Raw genomic sequence first — 18,758 nt, 5'->3', positions numbered from 1 at the left:
CTCACGTTTTATTATCGCCATACAATGTTTAAACATTTAAATAAAATAAGAAATAACTTTCATTAAATAATAGAAATATTAGTTTTGTGTGCTTAAACCTGTAAAACTATGAAAAGATTATTGCTAGCAATTTTTGCGATTTTGTTTCTTTACGGATGTAGTGAAGATGAAACCAATTCTTCCGAAGGCATCGGTAAACTAAGTTTAAATGTAGGACTTGATATTAAAGCCAATCCCATTGGAGGTCGTACCGATGAAGTAGTGGCACTGGAAGACTTTCTGGTAATTATTTTTAGAGAAGATGGTACTGTCTTCCAGCAATTCGATCGTGCCGGTGATATTCCATCTGAAGTTGAATTACCCACAGGTGTATATAGGGTAACAGCCAGTTCTAACAATGAATCTTTAGCAGAATTTGATAATCCCTTTTATTATGGTGAATCAGAACTCTTTAGCATTGATAAAGAAGAATTAAAGGTAATAACAGTCACATGTACGCTGGATAATATGAAAGTGACGGTGAATTATTCAGATAATGTTGTGAATTCATTCGATACGTATGTTACCACTGTGCAAAGTGATGCTGGTGGATTGCTCATTTATAATGAAAGCGAGACACGAGAAGGATTTTTTTCTGTATCACCACTGGCCATTGAAGCTACACTTACTTATTCTAAAACTGATGGTTCAGTTTTAACAAAGACATTTAGCGGAGCTGTCACTGACCCACAGCCTAAAACTCATTATGAGATTAATGTGGATGCGATTGTACAGGATGGACAGATTGTTATAAATATTGTGTTAGATGAATCTACCGATTTAGTTCCCATAGAATTGGGAGATGATATTTATTCAGGAAATTTATCAAATGGAGATCTTTTAATTACTGAGGTTTTTCAAGATCCAATGTTTACAGATAGTGGATATGAATATTTCGAAGTATATAATAATACTAGCACTACTTTAAATCTAATTGGAAAAGTGGTAACAGATCTAGGGTCTGATATTTTTGTAATTGAAGAGGACTTAATAATAGAGCCATATTCATACTACGTTTTGCAAAGTGGAAACCTTCATCTACTTATTGACATTACAAATGACTATGTTTATTCTGGAATGGAACTGGATAACGAGTCAGATGAAATTATAATATTTAACTCTGATATGTCCGAAATTGTAAGACTTGAATATGATGGAGGACCTTTATTTCCCGATCCAACAGGAGCTTCTATGATTTTAGACGCATCTTGTTTGACACTAGAATGCATGCAAGATGGGTCTAATTGGTGTGTAAGTATTAGTTTAATGGAATTTGATGAGAGAGGTTCACCTGGCTCAGTCAATGAATCTTGTTTTGTTGATTATGACGGGGATGGATATACAGTTGAGCATGGAGATTGCGATGATTCTGATAACACTGTTTATCCTGGCGCTCCAGATATATGTGGAAACGGCATTGATGAAAATTGTGATACTTCAGACGCAGTTTGCGATGGTTTTGACTCAGATGGAGATGGGATTTCCAATAACTCAGAAACAAACCTAGGTACCAATCTTAATTCTCCTGATAGTGATAATGATGGGATAAATGATTATGTGGAAACTAATAGAGGAAATCCAATTGATACTGACGGGGACGGCACGCTTGACGCTCTAGACTTAGACTCAGATGAAGATGGCTATGCTGATTCAATGGAAAAATATATTGATTCAGATTTTGATGGAATTGCAGATTATAGAGATCTTGATTCTGACAATGATGGCGTTATTGACACGGACGATAATTGCAGAATTACTTCAAACGTTGCGCAAGTAGATTCAGATGGTGATGGAATTGGTGATGCATGTGATTAAAATTTAAATGGTTAATAAAAAAGGCTCTTACTTGTAAGAGCCTTTTTTACTTTAGTTTTCTGAATCACTTTCAGGGTCATCTTCTGCCTCTTCTTCAACAACTTCCTCCTCCTGCTGATAAATAATACTAATTGGGAAATCATTCCCATGAACAAAACCTGTAGGATATTGCGCCTGGCCACCGTGCTGCTCACTGAGCTCAGGAACACGCTCTTCCATGTAGATTTTTAATTCGTTTACAGTTACTTTTTCATCGCCTGAATCAGCTTCTCCATCTAAAGCTTCAAGCAAAGCATAAGTAAATACGCCATGCTGTAGTACTTCAAACTCAGAAGCAAATTGTTGGGTACCACTAGAGGCTATCATTACAACTCCAGAAGCCCTTGCCAATTGTACAATGGCCTTTTCTTCAGATGCAGCGGCACGAACATTAATAGATTTCAGTGCACCACCTGAATGACAAGCATCCATGAGAATCAACTGTTTCTGAGATTTAACCTGCGCTAAATAAGTTTTCAATTCAGAAGCAGAAATACCTTTTTCTTGCAGTTGTTCAGGGTCACCATACAGTTTAGTAATGTTAGTAGGCACCAAGTAGTATTCATTATTATTGTCTTCATCTAATGTACCGTGTCCTGCATAATAGAATACAAACACATCTTCCGGCTTGGCGGTGGCAATGATAGACTCAAAGCCTTTGATAATATTTTCTTTGGTTGCCTCCGTATCGTAAATCTCTGTCTTACGAATAGAACGGAACATCTTACTTCCGTTGGTGATGATTTTATCGGTAAACGACTTAGCATCAGGCTGTGCATAATTTAAATTATATGCCGGGTTCTTATATTTATTAATACCTACTGACAGTATATGCAGGTTGGTAGTAGCCATAATTTCGCCTACATACTTTATTTTCAGATGGTCGCCACGAGATTCAATATTTTGGAAGTTTTTGGTAACTATCTTAAAATCATTCTGGCCGTTGGTGAGGTTTACATGATACATTCTCTTCATTTGCTTACCCTCAGTCCCCACTTTATCAAACTCATCATCAATAATAATAAGCTTATTATTCTGATAGATATTTACTTCTTTGATACCGCCACCGCCATCATAAATATCAGCTTCCAGCTCTAATGTTTTACTCTCTGTTTCGTATTTACCATCGTGATAATCGAGCTGTTTAAATTCTCCAAAGGCCAGATTATTAATATTAAAAAAGGCCGCTGATGGTCTGTTCAGTTTAGTTAGGTCAAAAATAGTTTCACCTTCTCCACGCAGAATATCGATAACTCTTCTACCCTGATCCATGCTTTTAACAAGCATTTCTGGTCTGAAGAGGATATCGAAATATTGCTCTGCGGTATAAAATTCTGCTAATTTTTCAATGCCCTGATTGACATGCCAGCCAAAGTACTGCCCACCATCTGAACTACAGCTAAAATATCCTGAAGGAGTCCAAACAATCCATTCCCCTTCGTCTGAAACGAACATATTGGCAAAAGGAAGCACCGTAGCACCCAGGCTTGCATGCACCTCTTCAATGTCGCGATACGTTTTATCACCCACATTTCTTAAATAACTGATTACACCTTGCCAGGCTTCTTCTGTTGGTTGATAAGTGAGTGTATCTACATCGAGTGAAGTAAAATATTCCTGCCACTCTGCCGCTTCAAAAATATCGCGCATGCTAGGTAGCTCGCCTTTGTCGCTCAGTTTCCAAATACGAATGGTCTGATCTTCACTACCCGAAACCATATATTTCCCATCTCTAGTTACTGTTACGGTTCTCACTCCGGCAGTATGGCCAAGGTATTCCTTAATCATCTCACCGGTACCACTATATTCCTTCAAAGAAAAATCGCTACCAACAATTACGTGTCCATTAGACATTACCTGATAGTCTAATATTCTTCCATCTTCAAACTCATTGTTTGCAATGCTATTTCCTCTTCCAAGATCTATGGTATATATTCCGGTTTGCCTTACTTGTTTATTGGCCTCTTCCAGAAAGTTGTCGTCAGGCCTGCCTGGGTTTGCCGTAATTCCAAATGTGGCAAAATCGAATCGGAATTGGTGCCTAATTTTTTCGCTTTTAGATTGCTCATTTGCTATGTAGAGCTGCAGGCCTTCACCAAAAGTTAGATCCCAAATAGTTGAGCCATGTCCTTTAATAGTTTGTTGACTTCTGCCGTTGATCGGATTCCACACATAGATAACATTGTTATTACCACCTGCTGTTGCTACCAAATAGTTACCTGTAGCAGATTCTGGTGAGAAGTCGGCACTAAATACAGTATTGTCATGACCATTGAAATCAGCGAATTTATTTCCACTTGGTATGGAATAACTCGTTCCCTTTCCGAGAATATCCATAGCTACAAGAATTTTACTGTCATGAGAAAAGGTTAGTGCATTAATGACGTTTTTAATGCCATCAAACTCTTTTACAACCGTACCATCAGGCTTCCACAAGATAAGCGCGTTATCCAAACTGGCCGAGGCTATGTAACTGCCGTCTGGTGAATAGGCCACTTTGTTGATTATATCTTTATGTTTTTTAAGTTCTCTCGGTGAGAATTTAGTAGTTCCCTGATCCAACTTGTCCAAATCGAAAACTAGCACATTGCGTTGGTCGGAAGCTACAGCTAATGACTGTGTTTTATCATTAAATGAAATGTTAGTTACACGCTGACCCACAGGTAAAGTAGTTACCTCCTTCATGTCATGTGATTCGGCCACTTCCCAAATTTTAATGGTGCCATCATCACTGCCACTCGCCAAATACTTGCCGCTCCCGGTAAAATCCAGAGAGTTGATTACATTACTGTGGCCTTTGGCTGTACCTACCTGTACACCTTTTTCAATATCCACTAAAATAATGTGGTTACTTTCTTCCGTAGCAACGGGATATCCGGCCGCAGCTAAATACTTTCCATCAGGACTAATGGCTGAGGCATATAACATACCTTCAGGGCCTTTGCCAATTTCCGATTCAAACTTTTTAACCAACTCACCCGTACGTGCATCCCAAACACGAATGGTTTTATCTTCTGAAACCGATATTATCTGCTCACCATTTGGAGTAAAGAGAATGTTGAAGATTTTCCCCGAGTGGCCCCCTGAATTAATAACAATTCTTGGCACACCTGATTTACTGAAGGAATCAATTGATGTGAAAGCCAGCCATACTATAAGTATATTTCTTAAAACTGATTTTATATTCATGACAGTTGGTTTAGTCTTCTATGGGGATGATAAGTAAATCTAGTTATTTTTAAGTACTTTGAAAAGGCTTATTGTAACCCTAAAGCCTTGTAGATCATGACTTTTAATACACTATGCAGTTAAGAAAAAGGCTTACATCTATTCTCATTTGGTCAGTTATTTCCGCTGCTTTTATCGGACCGGGCACTTTGGCGACAGCTACATCTGCAGGATCACAATATGGGTTGCAATTAATTTGGCCTCTCGTTTTGTCCACTATTGCCTGTTTAGTTATTCAAGAGATGTCAGCCAGGGTAACAATAAGCTCTGGGAGACCACTGGGGAATTTAATTTCTGACCTGTTTAGTAACCGATTGATTGTTTATGCAATAGGCTTGATGGTAATAACAGGTTGTCTGGCTTATCAGGCTGGCAACATTTTAGGCGCTGTGAGCGGAATTAGTCTAATTTTTACTATTGATAAAAAGTGGGTAATACTACTGTTAGGGTTAATCATATTTATTCTTATCTCAGCCAATAGTTTTGACAAATTGCTGAAATGGCTTGGCTATTTAGTGGCACTCATGGGTATTTTCTTTTTGTTCATGGCATTTACCACTGAATTTTCTATGCAGCAAGTTCTTGTTCATAGTTTAATTCCCAGCATACCCGAGGGCTCATCTTGGTTAGTAATTGGTTTGATTGGAACGACCATTGTTCCCTATAATATTTTTCTTGGTAGCGGCATTGGTGAAGGACGGACTATGGCAGATATGCGATTTGGTTTAACAATTTCTGTGGTTCTTGGAGGTTTGATTTCAATCGCCATTTTAATTATTGCTACTAACATGAATGGTAGAGTTACTTTTCTTGACTTGGCTAACTATCTTGGCTCCACCTGGGGGAATTGGGCTTATTATTTAATGGGTTTTGGCCTTTTTGCGGCTGGCCTAACTTCTTCAATCACTTCTCCTGTAGCAGCTGCATTAATTGCCAAAAGTGTTTATAAGGGCAGCAAGGATAGCACTGTTATATATGTAAGAGTATGGCAGGTTATTCTCATCAGTGGCTTAATTTTCGGATTACTTGACTTTCAGCCCATACCAATTATTATTGCTGCACAGGCTTTTAATGGTCTTATTCTACCGGCACTGGTAAGTATTCTATTCTTGATCGCTAATAACAAGAAGTTGATAGATACTAAATATTTGAATTCGAATTGGTCGAACATAGTATCACTATTGATAATTGATGTGGTAACAGTAATAGGGTTCAGAGGCCTACATGGGGCAATGATTAAAATATGGCCTTCTGTTATGCTTACAAGTACTCAGCTCATAATAGCAAGTCAGTGTATTGCACTTCTTCTGGTTATGTACCTTATAATCAGGTTAAAGCAATTGAAAACTCAATAAGTTTCAACCAGTACATTGGCAAGAACAATTTTTGACAGTTCCTTTAATTTGTTGTCGTTAAATGCCTGTCCTATGCTTTCTAATTCTTGATTTTTATCTTCAGGCTCATAATTCACATAATCAACAAATCGAACTCCGTTAACCACGCGAGGATTATACGATTCTCTGAATCTCATCCCACCACCGTCAACTTTGTAGCTGTATGCTAAATAATCAATGAAATTAGTGTCAGTATTTATCCAGTAGATAAAAACATCGTCATGGTCTTTGCCACCACCTTCTTCGTTAAATGTTACTTGAACTTTGTGATATTCATTGTTTTTGATGGACTCTTTACCTAAATATTCTTTATTCACTGCTTGGTCGTTCAATCGATAAGGCAATAGAGCAAAATAGATAACCGAATTGATGGAATTCGTGTATTTAAAAGCCATGCTATCAGCTACTTCTACTTTTTGTCCGTTGACTTCCCTTTTAAATCCTTCATTAGTTACCTCATCTCTCACCACCTCGCCTGCTTCATTTTCCCACAGCCTTACCATTTCATACGTGCCTCCTTTTTGTTCAACACCGTATTCTTTATCCCTGAAAATAAACTCTACTTTAGAGTTACTGAGTTTGTTTGATCCTGATGCCAAAATAGTAGCATCAACAATTTGCTGCGCATTATGACTATCATTACACGCATAAAGGACAGTTAAAGCAAATAAAAACCAGTGTTTCATATCAATTAGAATTAATTTGATGAGTAGCTTTACGCATTGAGAAGTGGCAGGTTTATTTTATCATTAATATTGCCATCTCGAAGACAATTTTCTTTGAAGTTATCCTTATTTCAAACAAATTTGAATCTTCGTGATACTTTTTTGAGACGAGCAAACGCTAGTGGAGCAACTTTACCCTTTAAAATTTAAGACTATTCCCAAAGACAAGATCTGGGGAGGAACGCGCCTACACGATATGCTGGGCAAGGAAACTTCTTCAGATAGCTGCGGGGAGACCTGGGAGCTTTCTTGTGTTAAAGGAGATGTTTCAGAGGTTGCAGATGGCCCCCTCAAAGGCCAGTCACTAAAAAAGTTAATTCAAGATTATAAGGGTAAAATATTAGGGGATAAGGTTTTTGCGAAGTATGGAGATGAATTTCCATTACTCGTAAAATTTATCGATGCCAACAGAGATCTTTCGGTACAGGTTCACCCCAATGAAGAGCAGGCAAAAAAATATAATTCCCACGGCAAAACGGAGCTTTGGTATATTCTCCATGCAGAGGAAGGAGCTCATTTAATTTCAGGATTCAATAAAAAAGTTACCAAGGAGGAATTTTGTAACCACCTTGAACAAGGTAAAATAGAAGATATACTGAATAGCGAGCAGGTTGAAGCTGGTGATGTATATTTTATGCCAGCGGGCAGAATACATAATGTGGGAGGTGGAATGGTCATCGCTGAAATACAGCAATCTTCAGATATTACTTACAGAATATATGACTTTAACCGTAAAGACCTTAACGGTGAAAAGCGCGAATTACATATAGAAGAGGCATTAGAGGTTTTAAATTTTGAGCCTACACTTAACGGTAAAACCAATTATAATTCTGAATTAAATCAATTGGCAAATCTTGCCAGGTGTGAGCACTTTACAGCCAATAACTTAAAATTTGATACATCTATAATACGTGATTATAGCAACCTTGATAGCTTCATAATTTATGTCTGCCTGGGAGGTGAAGTAGTACTTTCAACAGAAAATCTTAAAGTCACTATGAAGCGAGGTGATGTTTATTTGTTGCCGGCCGTTTTCAAATCAGTTTCATTATCACCATCCACGGAAAGCCTTATCCTGGAATCTTATATCGAATAATTATTTTTCATTTCTTAAGTGACTTTTAGTGATTTTTATCGTCAGATGGTAAAATGAATAAAAGAATGAAACAAACTATTATAGCACTTTTAGTAGCAGTTGCTGCTTTTTCGTGTAATGATGATTTAAAAAATGAAAATGCTCAATTACTATCTGAACTGGATTCACTGAAAATTCAGATTGAAAATGACAAACTAGTTTCTGATAAGCTAGTGGCAATCACTAAAATTATTGATCAGATTGAAAAAGATAAGTTCGCGTTAAGCATCAATTTGGAGACAGGTATTAATTCTGACGATTATGAAAGGAAGATGCAGGATATTCAAAACAGTATCCAGTTAGCGGGTAAAAAAATAAAAGACTTGTCTAAAGTGAATTCAACGTATGCTTCAATAATTAAAAAGTACGAGAAGGAGATAGCAGAGAAAGCGAGTGACATTGTAAAATTGAATATGCTGGTAGCCCAATACCAAGAAGATAATCAGGGCTTAATTTCTAAGGTGGATCTTCAAAACCTGGAAATAATAGAGAAAAACCAGCTTATCGAAACTAAGCAACAAGAATTGGCATTAATTGAGGCTAAAGTTCAAGAACTTGTAAAACAAGCTGAATTAACCCAGGCAGAAGCTTATTTTGCTAAAGGTGAAGCCTACTATTTAGCGGCTACCCGTACAAAATTGGCACCAAGAAAGAAACAAGCTACACTGAATGAGGCACTTACCTATTTTGAACAAGCTGAAAAAATGGGTATTACTCAAGCAACCGATAAAATAAAAGAAATAAAAGCTCAAAGTAAATAAGAAAAGGGTGAAGGAAACTTCACCTTTTTTGTTGCTGAAGGTATAAATTATTGATTTTGTCTTTAGCTCTTTTTAAACGCATTTTAATGGCGCTTTCAGATAGCTGAAGACTCAGCTGAATGTCTTTAATTGAATGTTTTTCCTTGTACTTTAAAAGGAGTAACAACTTATCTTCGGCAGAAATATGCTCCATTAATTCAGTGAGAATTTGTTCCGAGAGTTCTTCCGGAACCTCATCTACACCTTCAATGAGGTCTGCTAATTCATCCACCATTTTATCGGTAATAACTTTAGATACATTTTTCTTGTCCTTTCTGAGGTAATCGATACAAGTATTATGGATAATGGAGAATAGCCATGTGGAAAATTTAGCATTGCCATGAAAACCTTTTAGCTTAAGGAACACCTTCAATAGTATTTCCTGACATAAATCCTCGGCAGTATCTTCATCCTTCACATAAGACTTACATTTTTTAATAATACTGGCTTCATATCTTTCAGAAAGAAGGGTGAAATAACGGTTATTTCCTTCTTTTTGAAGGACAGAAATAATTTCCTCATCACTTAAATTCTTGTCAATCATCAATGTGACTTTTCTAGTATGCTGCGTCTAACTTAATACGAAAAGTTAATAAAAATTAATGTTAGATACGGCAAATCCATTATCGCTCAATATAAAAAAGCAGCCAGACGATGTTACCTGTGGGCCAACTTGTTTGCAGGCTGTTTATAATTATTTTGGCGATGATATTTCCTTAACGGATGTAATTTCTGAAGTTAAGCAATTGAGGTCTGGTGGCACACTTGGTGTGTTATTGGGTAATCATGCATTGTCAAGAGGTTACAAGGTTACTATCTATACGTACAATTTGTCGACCTTTGATCCCTCATGGTTTAAAGGGGATGTTGATATTAGTGCTAAGTTAAAATTGCAACTGGCAGCTAAACCAAAAGCCAAGAAATTAAAAACAGCTACGAAGGCCTATTTAAAATTTCTGAGTAATGGTGGTGAGATTAAATTCGAAGAACTAACACCATCACTACTAAAGTCATTCTTGAGCAATGGAGTGCCCGTATTAACGGGGTTAAGCGCTACATTTCTTTATGAAAGCCCAAGAGAAATAGGCGATTTTGAAATTCAATTTGACGATATTAAAGGGAGCCCTAGTGGGCATTTTGTAGTGATCAACGGGTTTGATCATAAAGAAGCATTTGTAGCTGATCCATTAGAGAGCAACCCAATAAGCGAAAAACAATATTATAAAGTATCTTTTCATAAGTTGATTAACTCCATTATGCTTGGAGTTATGACTTATGATGCTAACTTGTTAATCATTCATCCAAAAAATATTTATGCCTAAACTCATTATAACCGAAAATCCGGAAAAGTGGAAAATTACTGCTGAAGGCGCAACAGTTATTTCACCTTCAGAATATTTTAGCAAACCGGAATATCAGGATAAAGGAGCATTTAAGATTGTTAATTTATGCAGATCGCATCAATACCAAAGTTTGGGATACTACGTGTCCCTTTTGGCTGAGGCACGATCACACAAGGTAATTCCAGAAATTACAACCCTTCAGGATTTCCGCTTCCCTTCACTTATTAAAGATGATGCCGAAGAATTCGATGCCTTGATTCAAAATAGTTTAAAGAGCGTTACTGAAGCTAAAATCTCCATTAACATTTTCTTTGGACAGGTTGATGATACCCAATTTTCTAAACTGGGCATACTATTATTCAACCTGTTTCAGGTGCCAATTATTCAGGCAACGTTTTCAAAGAAAGAGAAATGGCAGCTTCATACATTAAAACCATTGCATTTGAAAGATTTAAATGACGGTGCCTTTAATAAACTTCAGGAAGCTCTACACTTTTACATAACAGGGAAACGTATTGTAAGGAAGCAATATAGCCGAAAAAAATATGACCTGGCGTTAATGATAAATCCGGATGATCCCTATCCACCATCCGGGCCGCAAGCATTACAAAAAATTATTGCTGCAGCTGATAAGCTAGGCTTTAACACAGAAATAATCACTAAAAACGATTTTGGTAAGCTGGTACAATTTGATGCTTTATTCATCAGGGAAACTACCAATGTAAACCATCATACCTATCGTTTTGCCAAAAAAGCAGAGGCAGAGGGGTTGGTTGTTTTTGATGATCCCGGTTCAATTTTAAGATGTACCAATAAAGTGTATTTACATGAGTTGTTGGTAGCCAATAAAATACCCGTTCCGGAAAGTTATATTATAAGAAAAGATGCTCCGGTGGTGCCAAGTCACTTTGGTTATCCACTTGTAATAAAACAGCCTGATGGATCATTTTCAAAAGGAGTGAAGAAAGTAGCCAATGAATCTGAGCTAAAAGACACCTTGAAAGAGCTCTTTCAAAAATCTGAATTACTAATTGCACAGCAATTTATGCCAACTACCTACGATTGGCGGGTGGGTATTATGAACGGCAAGCCGTTGTATGTGTGCAAATATTATATGGCACAAAACCACTGGCAGATTATCAACTGGAAACAGGCTAATGAACCTAAAGATGGTAAGAGTGAAACACTAGCAGTAGAAGATGCTCCAAAAGCATTAATTGATATGGCTCTGAAGGCTACCTTACTTATTGGCAAGGGTTTGTATGGCGTTGATATAAAAGAGAATGACGGAAAATTTTATGTAATTGAAATCAATGACAATCCAAACATTGATGCAGGTGTAGAGGATAAGGTATTAAAAGGAGCTTTGTACACCAAAATAATGGAAACGTTTATCGAAAGACTTGAAGAGTAATGAGCACTAAAAGATTACACTTATTCCAGGCTTATGGAATTGAGCTGGAATATATGATTGCCAAAAAAGAAGATTTATCAGTGAACCCAATTACTGATGAGCTTTTTAAAAATGTAACAGGAGAATATGTGAGTGATGTAGAGCGGGGAGAAATAACCTGGTGTAACGAATTGGTAATGCACGTAGTTGAGCTGAAATGTACTGAGCCAAATCCAAATCTTGTCGGCTTAAATGAACATTTCCATAAGAATGTAAAGGACATTAATACGCTTTTAGCAGGTTTTAACTCACAATTAATGCCAACAGCCGCTCACCCATTTATGGATCCTCAGACTGAAGCTAAACTTTGGCCACACGATAATAATGAGGTGTATGAGCGCTACAATAAAATGTTTAACTGCAAAGGCCATGGCTGGTCTAACTTGCAGAGTACGCATATAAACTTACCATTTTATGATGATGAAGAGTTTGCTACTTTACATGCTGCAATAAGGCTGATATTACCTCTTATCCCTGGTATAGCCGCCAGTTCTCCCGTACTAGGAGGTAAAAATACTGGTATGCTGGATAAGCGAATGGATTATTACCAGAAGAACCAGAAGGTAATTCCATCAATTACGGGTAAGGTAATTCCTGAACGCGTTTTCTCTAAAAGACAGTACCATAAGGTCATTTACGATAAAATCTCTCACGATATTGAGAAATACAATGAGGATAAAATTCTTGATCCAATATGGGTAAACTCACGAGGAGCCATTGCAAGGTTCGACAGAGGCAGTATTGAGATCCGAATTATGGATATTCAGGAATGCCCACAAGCAGATTTGGCAATTGTTTCATTAATAGTGGCTGCATTAAAGATGCTGGTCGAAGAAAAGACATGCAGTTTTCACAATCAGCAATTATGGGAAACAGAGGACTTAAATGCGATACTTCAAAAAACAATTGTAGAATGCGAAAATGCTGTTATTGAGAACTCAGAATATTTAAAGGTTTTTGGGATAGATGCTAAGTCTTCTAAAGTCTCTGAGGTTTGGCGGCATATTTTAAACGCTACTAATAAGTATTACCCAACTATGATAGACCCTTATTTACCTACATTGGAGTTTATCATTAATGAGGGCACGTTGGCAACAAGAATAGTGAAAGCCCTTGATGGTCAGTATGGGCTCGACAATATCAGATTAGTTTATAGAGAATTGAGTGATTGCTTAAATAACAATGAACTTTTTGAGGTATGTCTACAAGAAAAATTTTGATCAGTTGTGAGCATGCAGATCATATCATACCATCTAAGTACGCCTCATTATTTAAGGGTGCAGATGAAGATTTAAAGAGTCATAAAGGCTATGATCCAGGCTCTATGGATTTGGCAAAATATACAGCCAGAAATCTGGATGTGCCTCTGTACTATCAAAAAGTATCGAGGCTACTTATAGAGATGAATCGATCGATCAATGCACAAGATTTATTCTCGAAATACAGCTCTGTTTTGCCTGATAAGGACAAGAGGGAACTTGAAGAAAAATATTATTTTCCCTACAGAAATGAAGTGGAAGACAAAATCATCGAGTATGTAAACAATGGTGATTCTGTACTGCATATCTCCTTCCACTCATTTACACCTTCTTTAAATAATGTTGAAAGGCTGGTAGATATTGGTATTCTTTGTGATGAAAAGGTGGAGTCAGAATTAAAATTCGCAAATGAGTGGAAAGATAAGTTGGCTGAACTATTTCCTACTTTATTAGTGATGATTAATATGCCATATAATGGGGCTGATGACGGGTTTACTACCTATTTAAGAGCTAAATACCCTCAAGAAAAATACTTGGGTATAGAATTAGAGATTAATCAAAAATACATACAGCAACCTATTTGGGCTGATATTAAAAAAGGCCTTGTACAGTCATTGGCATAGTTGATTTTCAGATTGTCTGAATTTCAATTAATTTTTCGCTATGATTGATTTACGAAGTGATACTGTAACCAAGCCTACACCGGCAATGCTTGATGCTATGATGTCTGCAGAGGTGGGTGACGATGTGTTTGGGGAAGATCCAACAATTTTAATGCTGGAAAAAAAAGCTGCAGAAATGCTTGGCTGCGAAGCAGGTATATTCTGTCCATCCGGAACAATGACCAACCAAATTGGCGTTCATGTGCTCACTCAACCCTATGAGGAAGTGATCTGTTATCAAGGCTCACACATTTACAAATACGAGGGTGGAGGTGTAGCAGGTACCAGCGGGCTGTCTTTTAAATTATTAGATGGCGATAGAGGCCGGATAAATCCAAAAGATGTTGAAGCCGCCATTAACCCGGACGATATCCACTATCCAATTTCTTCTCTACTAAGTTTAGAAAATACAGTAAACAAAGGCGGGGGTTCTTACTATACGCTTGAGGAGATTAAAGCGCTTCATTTAATAGCGAGGCAAAACAACCTGAAAATTCACTTAGATGGGGCGAGGTTATTTAATGCATTAGCAGAAACTAAGGAAAGACCTACAGAATATGGTCAGTATTTTGATACCATATCCATCTGCTTATCGAAAGGGTTGGGCGCACCTGTTGGCTCCATGTTGGTTGGTAAAAGAGAATATATTACTAAAGCCAGAAGAGTTCGTAAATTTTTAGGTGGTGGCATGCGGCAGGCAGGCTATTTAGCCGCAGCTGGGATTTATGCATTAGAAAATAATATAAACCGTTTGGTGGAAGATCATGATCGAGCAAAGCAATTAGGTGAGGCTCTTTCAAGCGCAGATTTCGTTAAAGATGTTTATCCTGTTGAGACCAATATTGTCATTTTTAAAATCAAAAAAGATTTATCGAATGAAAAGGTGCTTCAAAAGTTTAAAGAAAACGGACTATTAGCCATTGGTTTTGGCCCTGATGAAATTAGAATGGTAACTCATTTGAATTTTAATGATGATCAATTGGAAAAGGCCATTCAAATTATCAAAAAAGGCATAAATTAATTACCAGTCGATTGGTCGGTAGTCCTTCAAAAATTGGCCACACCAATGTTTGCCTGTATTTATTCCATCAAATAGCGGGTCAAGTACTCGGGCGGCACCATCAACAATATCCAATGGCGGCTGAAAGTCATGAACTTCTTGTTTGCGTTTAGCCAATTCGGCAGGGTCTTCATCTGTAACCCAACCTGTATCAACGGCATTCATATAAATACCATATTTAGCAAAATCCGAAGCAGCTGTATGGGTCATCATATTTAATGCTGCCTTAGCCATATTGGTGTGAGGGTGTCGATCTTCTTTATGGAACCTATGGAATTTACCTTCCATTGCCGAAACGTTGATGATATGCTTTTGTCCCGTATTCTCTTTTTTCATTAGATCGGCCAGTCGGTTGCATAGTACAAAAGGAGCAACAGAGTTTACTAATTGCACCTCAACCATTTCAATGGTATTAATTTCACCAAGTTTTAAGCGCCAGCTATTGGTTTTTCTCAAATCCACTTGCTGCAGGTCTGCATCTAATTTACCTTCAGGGAAAACCTCTTCTAGCTTCAATGAGTTATCAATACTGTATGGTATTTGAGATAATCGAGCAGAATCGCTGATACCAACGCCTAATTGCTTGCCATGCCAGCTTACAGGTAAATTTTTCTGGCCATCTGTAAAGCCTTCACTCAGCGACCTCAATTCATTAATACAGGCATTATGGTCGGCTAATAAATCTTTAACATCAGCCGAATGCTGATCGTAACTTTTGGATTCGTTTAACATCAAGTGCTGATAAAAACCTGCCGGCCTTCTCACTGTTTGAGCAGCATTGTTGATCAATATGTCCAACCTATCATATTGCTGTTCGATGTAATTGCAGAAAATTTCAACACTAGGTATGTGTCTTAAATCTAATCCATGGATTTTAAGTCTATGTTTCCATAGATTAAAGTCATTCTCCTTAGAAAATCGAATGGCAGAATCAACAGGAAATCTGGTTGTAGCAACAACCGTAGCTCCTGCACGGAGCAACATTAACGTAATATGATAGCCAATTTTTAAACGAGAGCCTGTTACAATAGCTACTTGGTTTGTAAGATCGGCAGTTTGAAATCGCTTCGCATAGTTAAAGTCACCACATTCGGTACACATGGTATCATAAAAATGATGCAATTTGGTGTAAACGGTTTTGCATACATAGCAATTTCGCGGTGATTCTAATTCAACAGTTTCTAGATCTGCCGCAGTGAGGGAAATTAATTTAGGTGCTTCAAAAACAACTGCTTCTCTGGCTGATCGAATGCCCGTTCCATTTCTGGCATTCTTATCTTTCAATCTAATTTTTCTTTTTTCGGCTTTCTTGGCTTCTTTTTTACGTCTTAAAAACTCTTCTCTACTTGGCCGTGAAAATAATCCCGCGGCCATCACTAAAGCTAACCTTCGGTCTTTCGGGATTTCAAATATTTGATTTGTATCTGAATTGAGCTTATTAAGAATAGCAATACATTGCTCAATCTCTTCAGCTGTTATTTTAGATTCAATCTCCACTTCCTCGCCCTGCACCATATTGTTAGAATTATGGTGTGAAATTAAATATAAAAGTTGATCAATTTCAATAGTTAAAACCGACTCACAAGATAAACACCTATCATAATTAGAAGTGAGTAAGCAACAGTTGTTAGATACAGTTCATCACCTCTGAAAGAAATGGCCACTATTGTAGAAATTACAGGTTGAAAGTAGATGTAGATACCAACCACCGATGAATTTACATGCTTCAACGACCAAACGTTTAACAAGTAAACGGTAAATGTTGCGCCAAAAATCACATAGACGATACTTAGCCACCCATTGGTTGAAATCACACTCCAGTTAACTATTGAAAGTTGTTCGTATCCAAACGGAAGGGTAAAAATGATGCCGAATAGAAATACCCACTTTATCACAGTGATGGCCGTGTATTTTGCCATAAGCGGCTTAACAATGACAAGATAAACAGCATAACTAGTACCATTAATTAATATGAGTAAATCTCCTAAAAACGTACCTTCATTTAGAGAAATACCATCTTTGGTGAGAAGCAAATAAGCACCTACAGCTGCCACCAGTACTCCCACAATTTTCATTACTGTTAGCTTCTCCCGACCAAGCAAATAGGCTACCAACATCACCATGATGGGGGAAGTAGTCATAATTACTGATCCATTAATTGGATTAGTCATGCTTAAGCCTTTGAAAAACAGCATCTGATTAGTGGCCACACCAAAAAGAGCCGATGCCATAAGCAGGTAAAAATCTTTTTTGTCTTTAATTGGGTCTGGTCCTGTGAGCCAGCTAACAATCCAAAACAATGCTGTTGCTGCGGTTATTCGCAATAGAATAAAGCCAAAAGGTTCTAGGTAAACACCTAAAGCTATTTTAGCGATTGAATAGTTGGCTCCATAAATAAGGGCTACAAGAAATAAAACGCTATGAACCTTAATATTCTTTGGCACGGCCAAATCTATAACAATACATTCTTAATTTTAACCTAGCAAAAAATATATTTCCATGTTCACGAGTAACCTACCTTTAGCCGAACGTATGCGACCCACCAATGTAGATCAATTAATTGGTCAGGAACATCTGGTAGGTAAAACGGGTATTTTGCGAAAAACTATTGATTCAGGGGTTATTCCATCAATGATTTTATGGGGACCTCCGGGTGTTGGAAAAACCACAATAGCCAATATTATTGCCAATCATGTAAAGCAGCCATTTCATACCTTAAGTGCGGTAAGTGCCGGGGTAAAAGATGTGCGTGAGGTAATAGAAAAGGCAAAACGTAACAGAAATACCATTTTATTCATCGATGAAATTCATCGATTTAATAAGTCGCAGCAAGATGCTTTGCTTGGTGCAGTAGAAAAGGGAATAGTTACACTCATTGGTGCAACTACAGAAAACCCGTCATTCGAAGTGAATTCGGCTTTGTTATCGCGCTGTCAGGTTTATACACTTAAATCTTTAACAGAAGATCATCTGAAAAAGCTGGTGGCTAATGCCATTGCGAATGATGAAAAGCTGAAAAAGAAAACCATCGAATTAAAAGAAACAGCAGCGCTATTTAAAATATCTGGGGGTGATGCGCGAAAGCTTCTTAACCTCCTGGAGTTGGTGACTGATTCTTTGGGTGAAAAGCCCGTAGTTACAGATGATACAGTTATAGAGATAGCCCAGCAACGCGTAGCTATTTACGATAAAAGTGGAGAGCAACACTATGATATTATTTCGGCTTTCATAAAATCCATTAGAGGCAGTGACCCTAACGCAGCTGTTTATTACTTGGCCAGAATGATAGAAGGGGGCGAAGACGTGAAGTTTATAGCCAGACGTTTGGTTATTCTGGCTTCGGAGGATATTGGTAATGCCAACCCTACAGCTTTGGTCATTGCCACCAATGCATTTCAGGCAGTGAATGTCATTGGCTATCCCGAATCTCGAATAATATTATCGCAATGTGTAACTTATTTGGCGAGCTCACCGAAGAGTAATGCAAGTTACATGGCCATTAATAAAGCGCAGCAGCTGGTAAAAGAAACAGGTGATCTGCAAGTACCAATGGCTATAAGAAATGCGCCTACCAAGCTGATGAAAGATGAGGGTTATGGAAAGGGTTATCAATACGCACATAGTTACGATGGTAATTTTGTTGAGTTTGAATTTATGCCTGATGAAATTAAGAATACCAAACTGTATGATCCGGGTAAAAATGCCCGTGAAGAAGAGATGCGCAAAAGACTCAAGGCACTTTGGAAAGAGAAATATAATTATTGATTATTCAGAAATTATGTACTAAATTCTGAATTGTTATTCAT

At 37.5% G+C, this 18,758-nt stretch carries 15 protein-coding genes; 10 read left to right on the top strand and 5 right to left on the bottom strand.

All coding sequences use genetic code 11. From position 1 onward, the window contains the following. The first annotated feature begins 108 nt into the window (after positions 1–108). On the top strand, positions 109–1,854 hold the full coding sequence (locus JR347_RS01950) for a DUF4493 domain-containing protein (RefSeq protein WP_205722382.1): 1,746 nt from the start codon (positions 109–111) through the stop codon (positions 1,852–1,854). A gap of 51 nt (positions 1,855–1,905) precedes the next feature. On the opposite strand, the gene JR347_RS01945 is transcribed toward JR347_RS01950, so the two are convergent. Next, positions 1,906–5,082 carry a caspase family protein gene (locus JR347_RS01945; RefSeq protein ID WP_205722381.1) on the bottom strand — a complete coding sequence of 1,059 codons (3,177 nt, stop codon included), beginning with the start codon at positions 5,080–5,082 and terminating at the stop codon, positions 1,906–1,908. A gap of 113 nt (positions 5,083–5,195) precedes the next feature. On the opposite strand from JR347_RS01945, the gene JR347_RS01940 reads away from it, so the two are divergent. Beyond that, positions 5,196–6,476 (top strand): Nramp family divalent metal transporter, encoded by a 1,281-nt coding sequence (locus JR347_RS01940; RefSeq protein WP_205722380.1) that lies wholly within the window; start codon positions 5,196–5,198, stop codon positions 6,474–6,476. Here the strand turns inward: JR347_RS01940 and JR347_RS01935 are convergent. After that, positions 6,470–7,201: a DUF6503 family protein gene (locus JR347_RS01935; RefSeq protein ID WP_205722379.1), complete on the bottom strand. Its 732-nt coding sequence runs from the start codon at positions 7,199–7,201 to the stop codon at positions 6,470–6,472. The genes JR347_RS01940 and JR347_RS01935 overlap by 7 nt on opposite strands. Positions 7,202–7,361: 160 nt before the next feature. Between JR347_RS01935 and JR347_RS01930 the strand changes: the two genes are divergently transcribed. Continuing rightward, positions 7,362–8,336 carry a type I phosphomannose isomerase catalytic subunit gene (locus JR347_RS01930; protein WP_205722378.1) on the top strand — a complete coding sequence of 325 codons (975 nt, stop codon included), beginning with the start codon at positions 7,362–7,364 and terminating at the stop codon, positions 8,334–8,336. A 65-nt stretch (positions 8,337–8,401) separates the two neighbouring features. Beyond that, positions 8,402–9,136 carry a hypothetical protein gene (locus JR347_RS01925; protein WP_205722377.1) on the top strand — a complete coding sequence of 245 codons (735 nt, stop codon included), beginning with the start codon at positions 8,402–8,404 and terminating at the stop codon, positions 9,134–9,136. A 19-nt stretch (positions 9,137–9,155) separates the two neighbouring features. Here JR347_RS01925 and JR347_RS01920 read toward each other — a convergent pair whose 3' ends face one another. After that, positions 9,156–9,719 carry an RNA polymerase sigma factor gene (locus JR347_RS01920; protein WP_205722376.1) on the bottom strand — a complete coding sequence of 188 codons (564 nt, stop codon included), beginning with the start codon at positions 9,717–9,719 and terminating at the stop codon, positions 9,156–9,158. Between the two features lie 58 nt (positions 9,720–9,777). Here JR347_RS01920 and JR347_RS01915 point away from each other — a divergent pair, with 58 nt between their 5' ends. Genes JR347_RS01915 through JR347_RS01895 form a run of 5 tightly spaced genes read left to right on the top strand, consistent with a single transcriptional unit; the run spans position 9,778 to position 14,913 of the window. Then, positions 9,778–10,497, top strand: a complete 720-nt coding sequence (locus JR347_RS01915) for a cysteine peptidase family C39 domain-containing protein (RefSeq protein WP_205722375.1) — start codon at positions 9,778–9,780, stop codon at positions 10,495–10,497. Next, positions 10,490–11,932: a RimK family protein gene (locus tag JR347_RS01910; RefSeq protein WP_205722374.1), complete on the top strand. Its 1,443-nt coding sequence runs from the start codon at positions 10,490–10,492 to the stop codon at positions 11,930–11,932. The genes JR347_RS01915 and JR347_RS01910 overlap by 8 nt, the downstream gene beginning before the upstream one ends. Beyond that, positions 11,932–13,191, top strand: a complete 1,260-nt coding sequence (locus tag JR347_RS01905) for a glutamate-cysteine ligase family protein (RefSeq protein WP_205722373.1) — start codon at positions 11,932–11,934, stop codon at positions 13,189–13,191. Before JR347_RS01910 ends, JR347_RS01905 begins: the two co-directional genes overlap by 1 nt. Further along, positions 13,170–13,853, top strand: a complete 684-nt coding sequence (locus tag JR347_RS01900; RefSeq protein WP_205722372.1) for an N-formylglutamate amidohydrolase — start codon at positions 13,170–13,172, stop codon at positions 13,851–13,853. The genes JR347_RS01905 and JR347_RS01900 overlap by 22 nt, the downstream gene beginning before the upstream one ends. A 40-nt stretch (positions 13,854–13,893) precedes the next feature. Next, entirely contained in the window at positions 13,894–14,913 is a 1,020-nt protein-coding gene (locus JR347_RS01895) for a threonine aldolase family protein (protein ID WP_205722371.1), read from the top strand. Here the strand turns inward: JR347_RS01895 and JR347_RS01890 are convergent, their stop codons facing one another. Together JR347_RS01890 and JR347_RS01885 are read right to left on the bottom strand one after the other, a co-directional pair. Continuing rightward, complete coding sequence (locus JR347_RS01890) at positions 14,914–16,467, bottom strand: SDR family NAD(P)-dependent oxidoreductase (protein ID WP_205722370.1); 1,554 nt, start codon at positions 16,465–16,467, stop codon at positions 14,914–14,916. 53 nt (positions 16,468–16,520) lie between these two features. Further along, on the bottom strand, positions 16,521–17,396 hold the full coding sequence (locus JR347_RS01885; protein WP_205722369.1) for a DMT family transporter: 876 nt from the start codon (positions 17,394–17,396) through the stop codon (positions 16,521–16,523). A 55-nt stretch (positions 17,397–17,451) separates the two neighbouring features. Between JR347_RS01885 and JR347_RS01880 the strand changes: the two genes are divergently transcribed. After that, positions 17,452–18,717: a replication-associated recombination protein A gene (locus tag JR347_RS01880; protein ID WP_205722368.1), complete on the top strand. Its 1,266-nt coding sequence runs from the start codon at positions 17,452–17,454 to the stop codon at positions 18,715–18,717. Positions 18,718–18,758 lie beyond the last annotated feature (41 nt).

Origin of the sequence: Fulvivirga lutea (assembly GCF_017068455.1) — a bacterium.
Taxonomy (GTDB): Bacteria; Bacteroidota; Bacteroidia; order Cytophagales; family Cyclobacteriaceae; genus Fulvivirga; species Fulvivirga lutea.
This window is presented reverse-complemented; position numbering and strand designations above follow the sequence as displayed.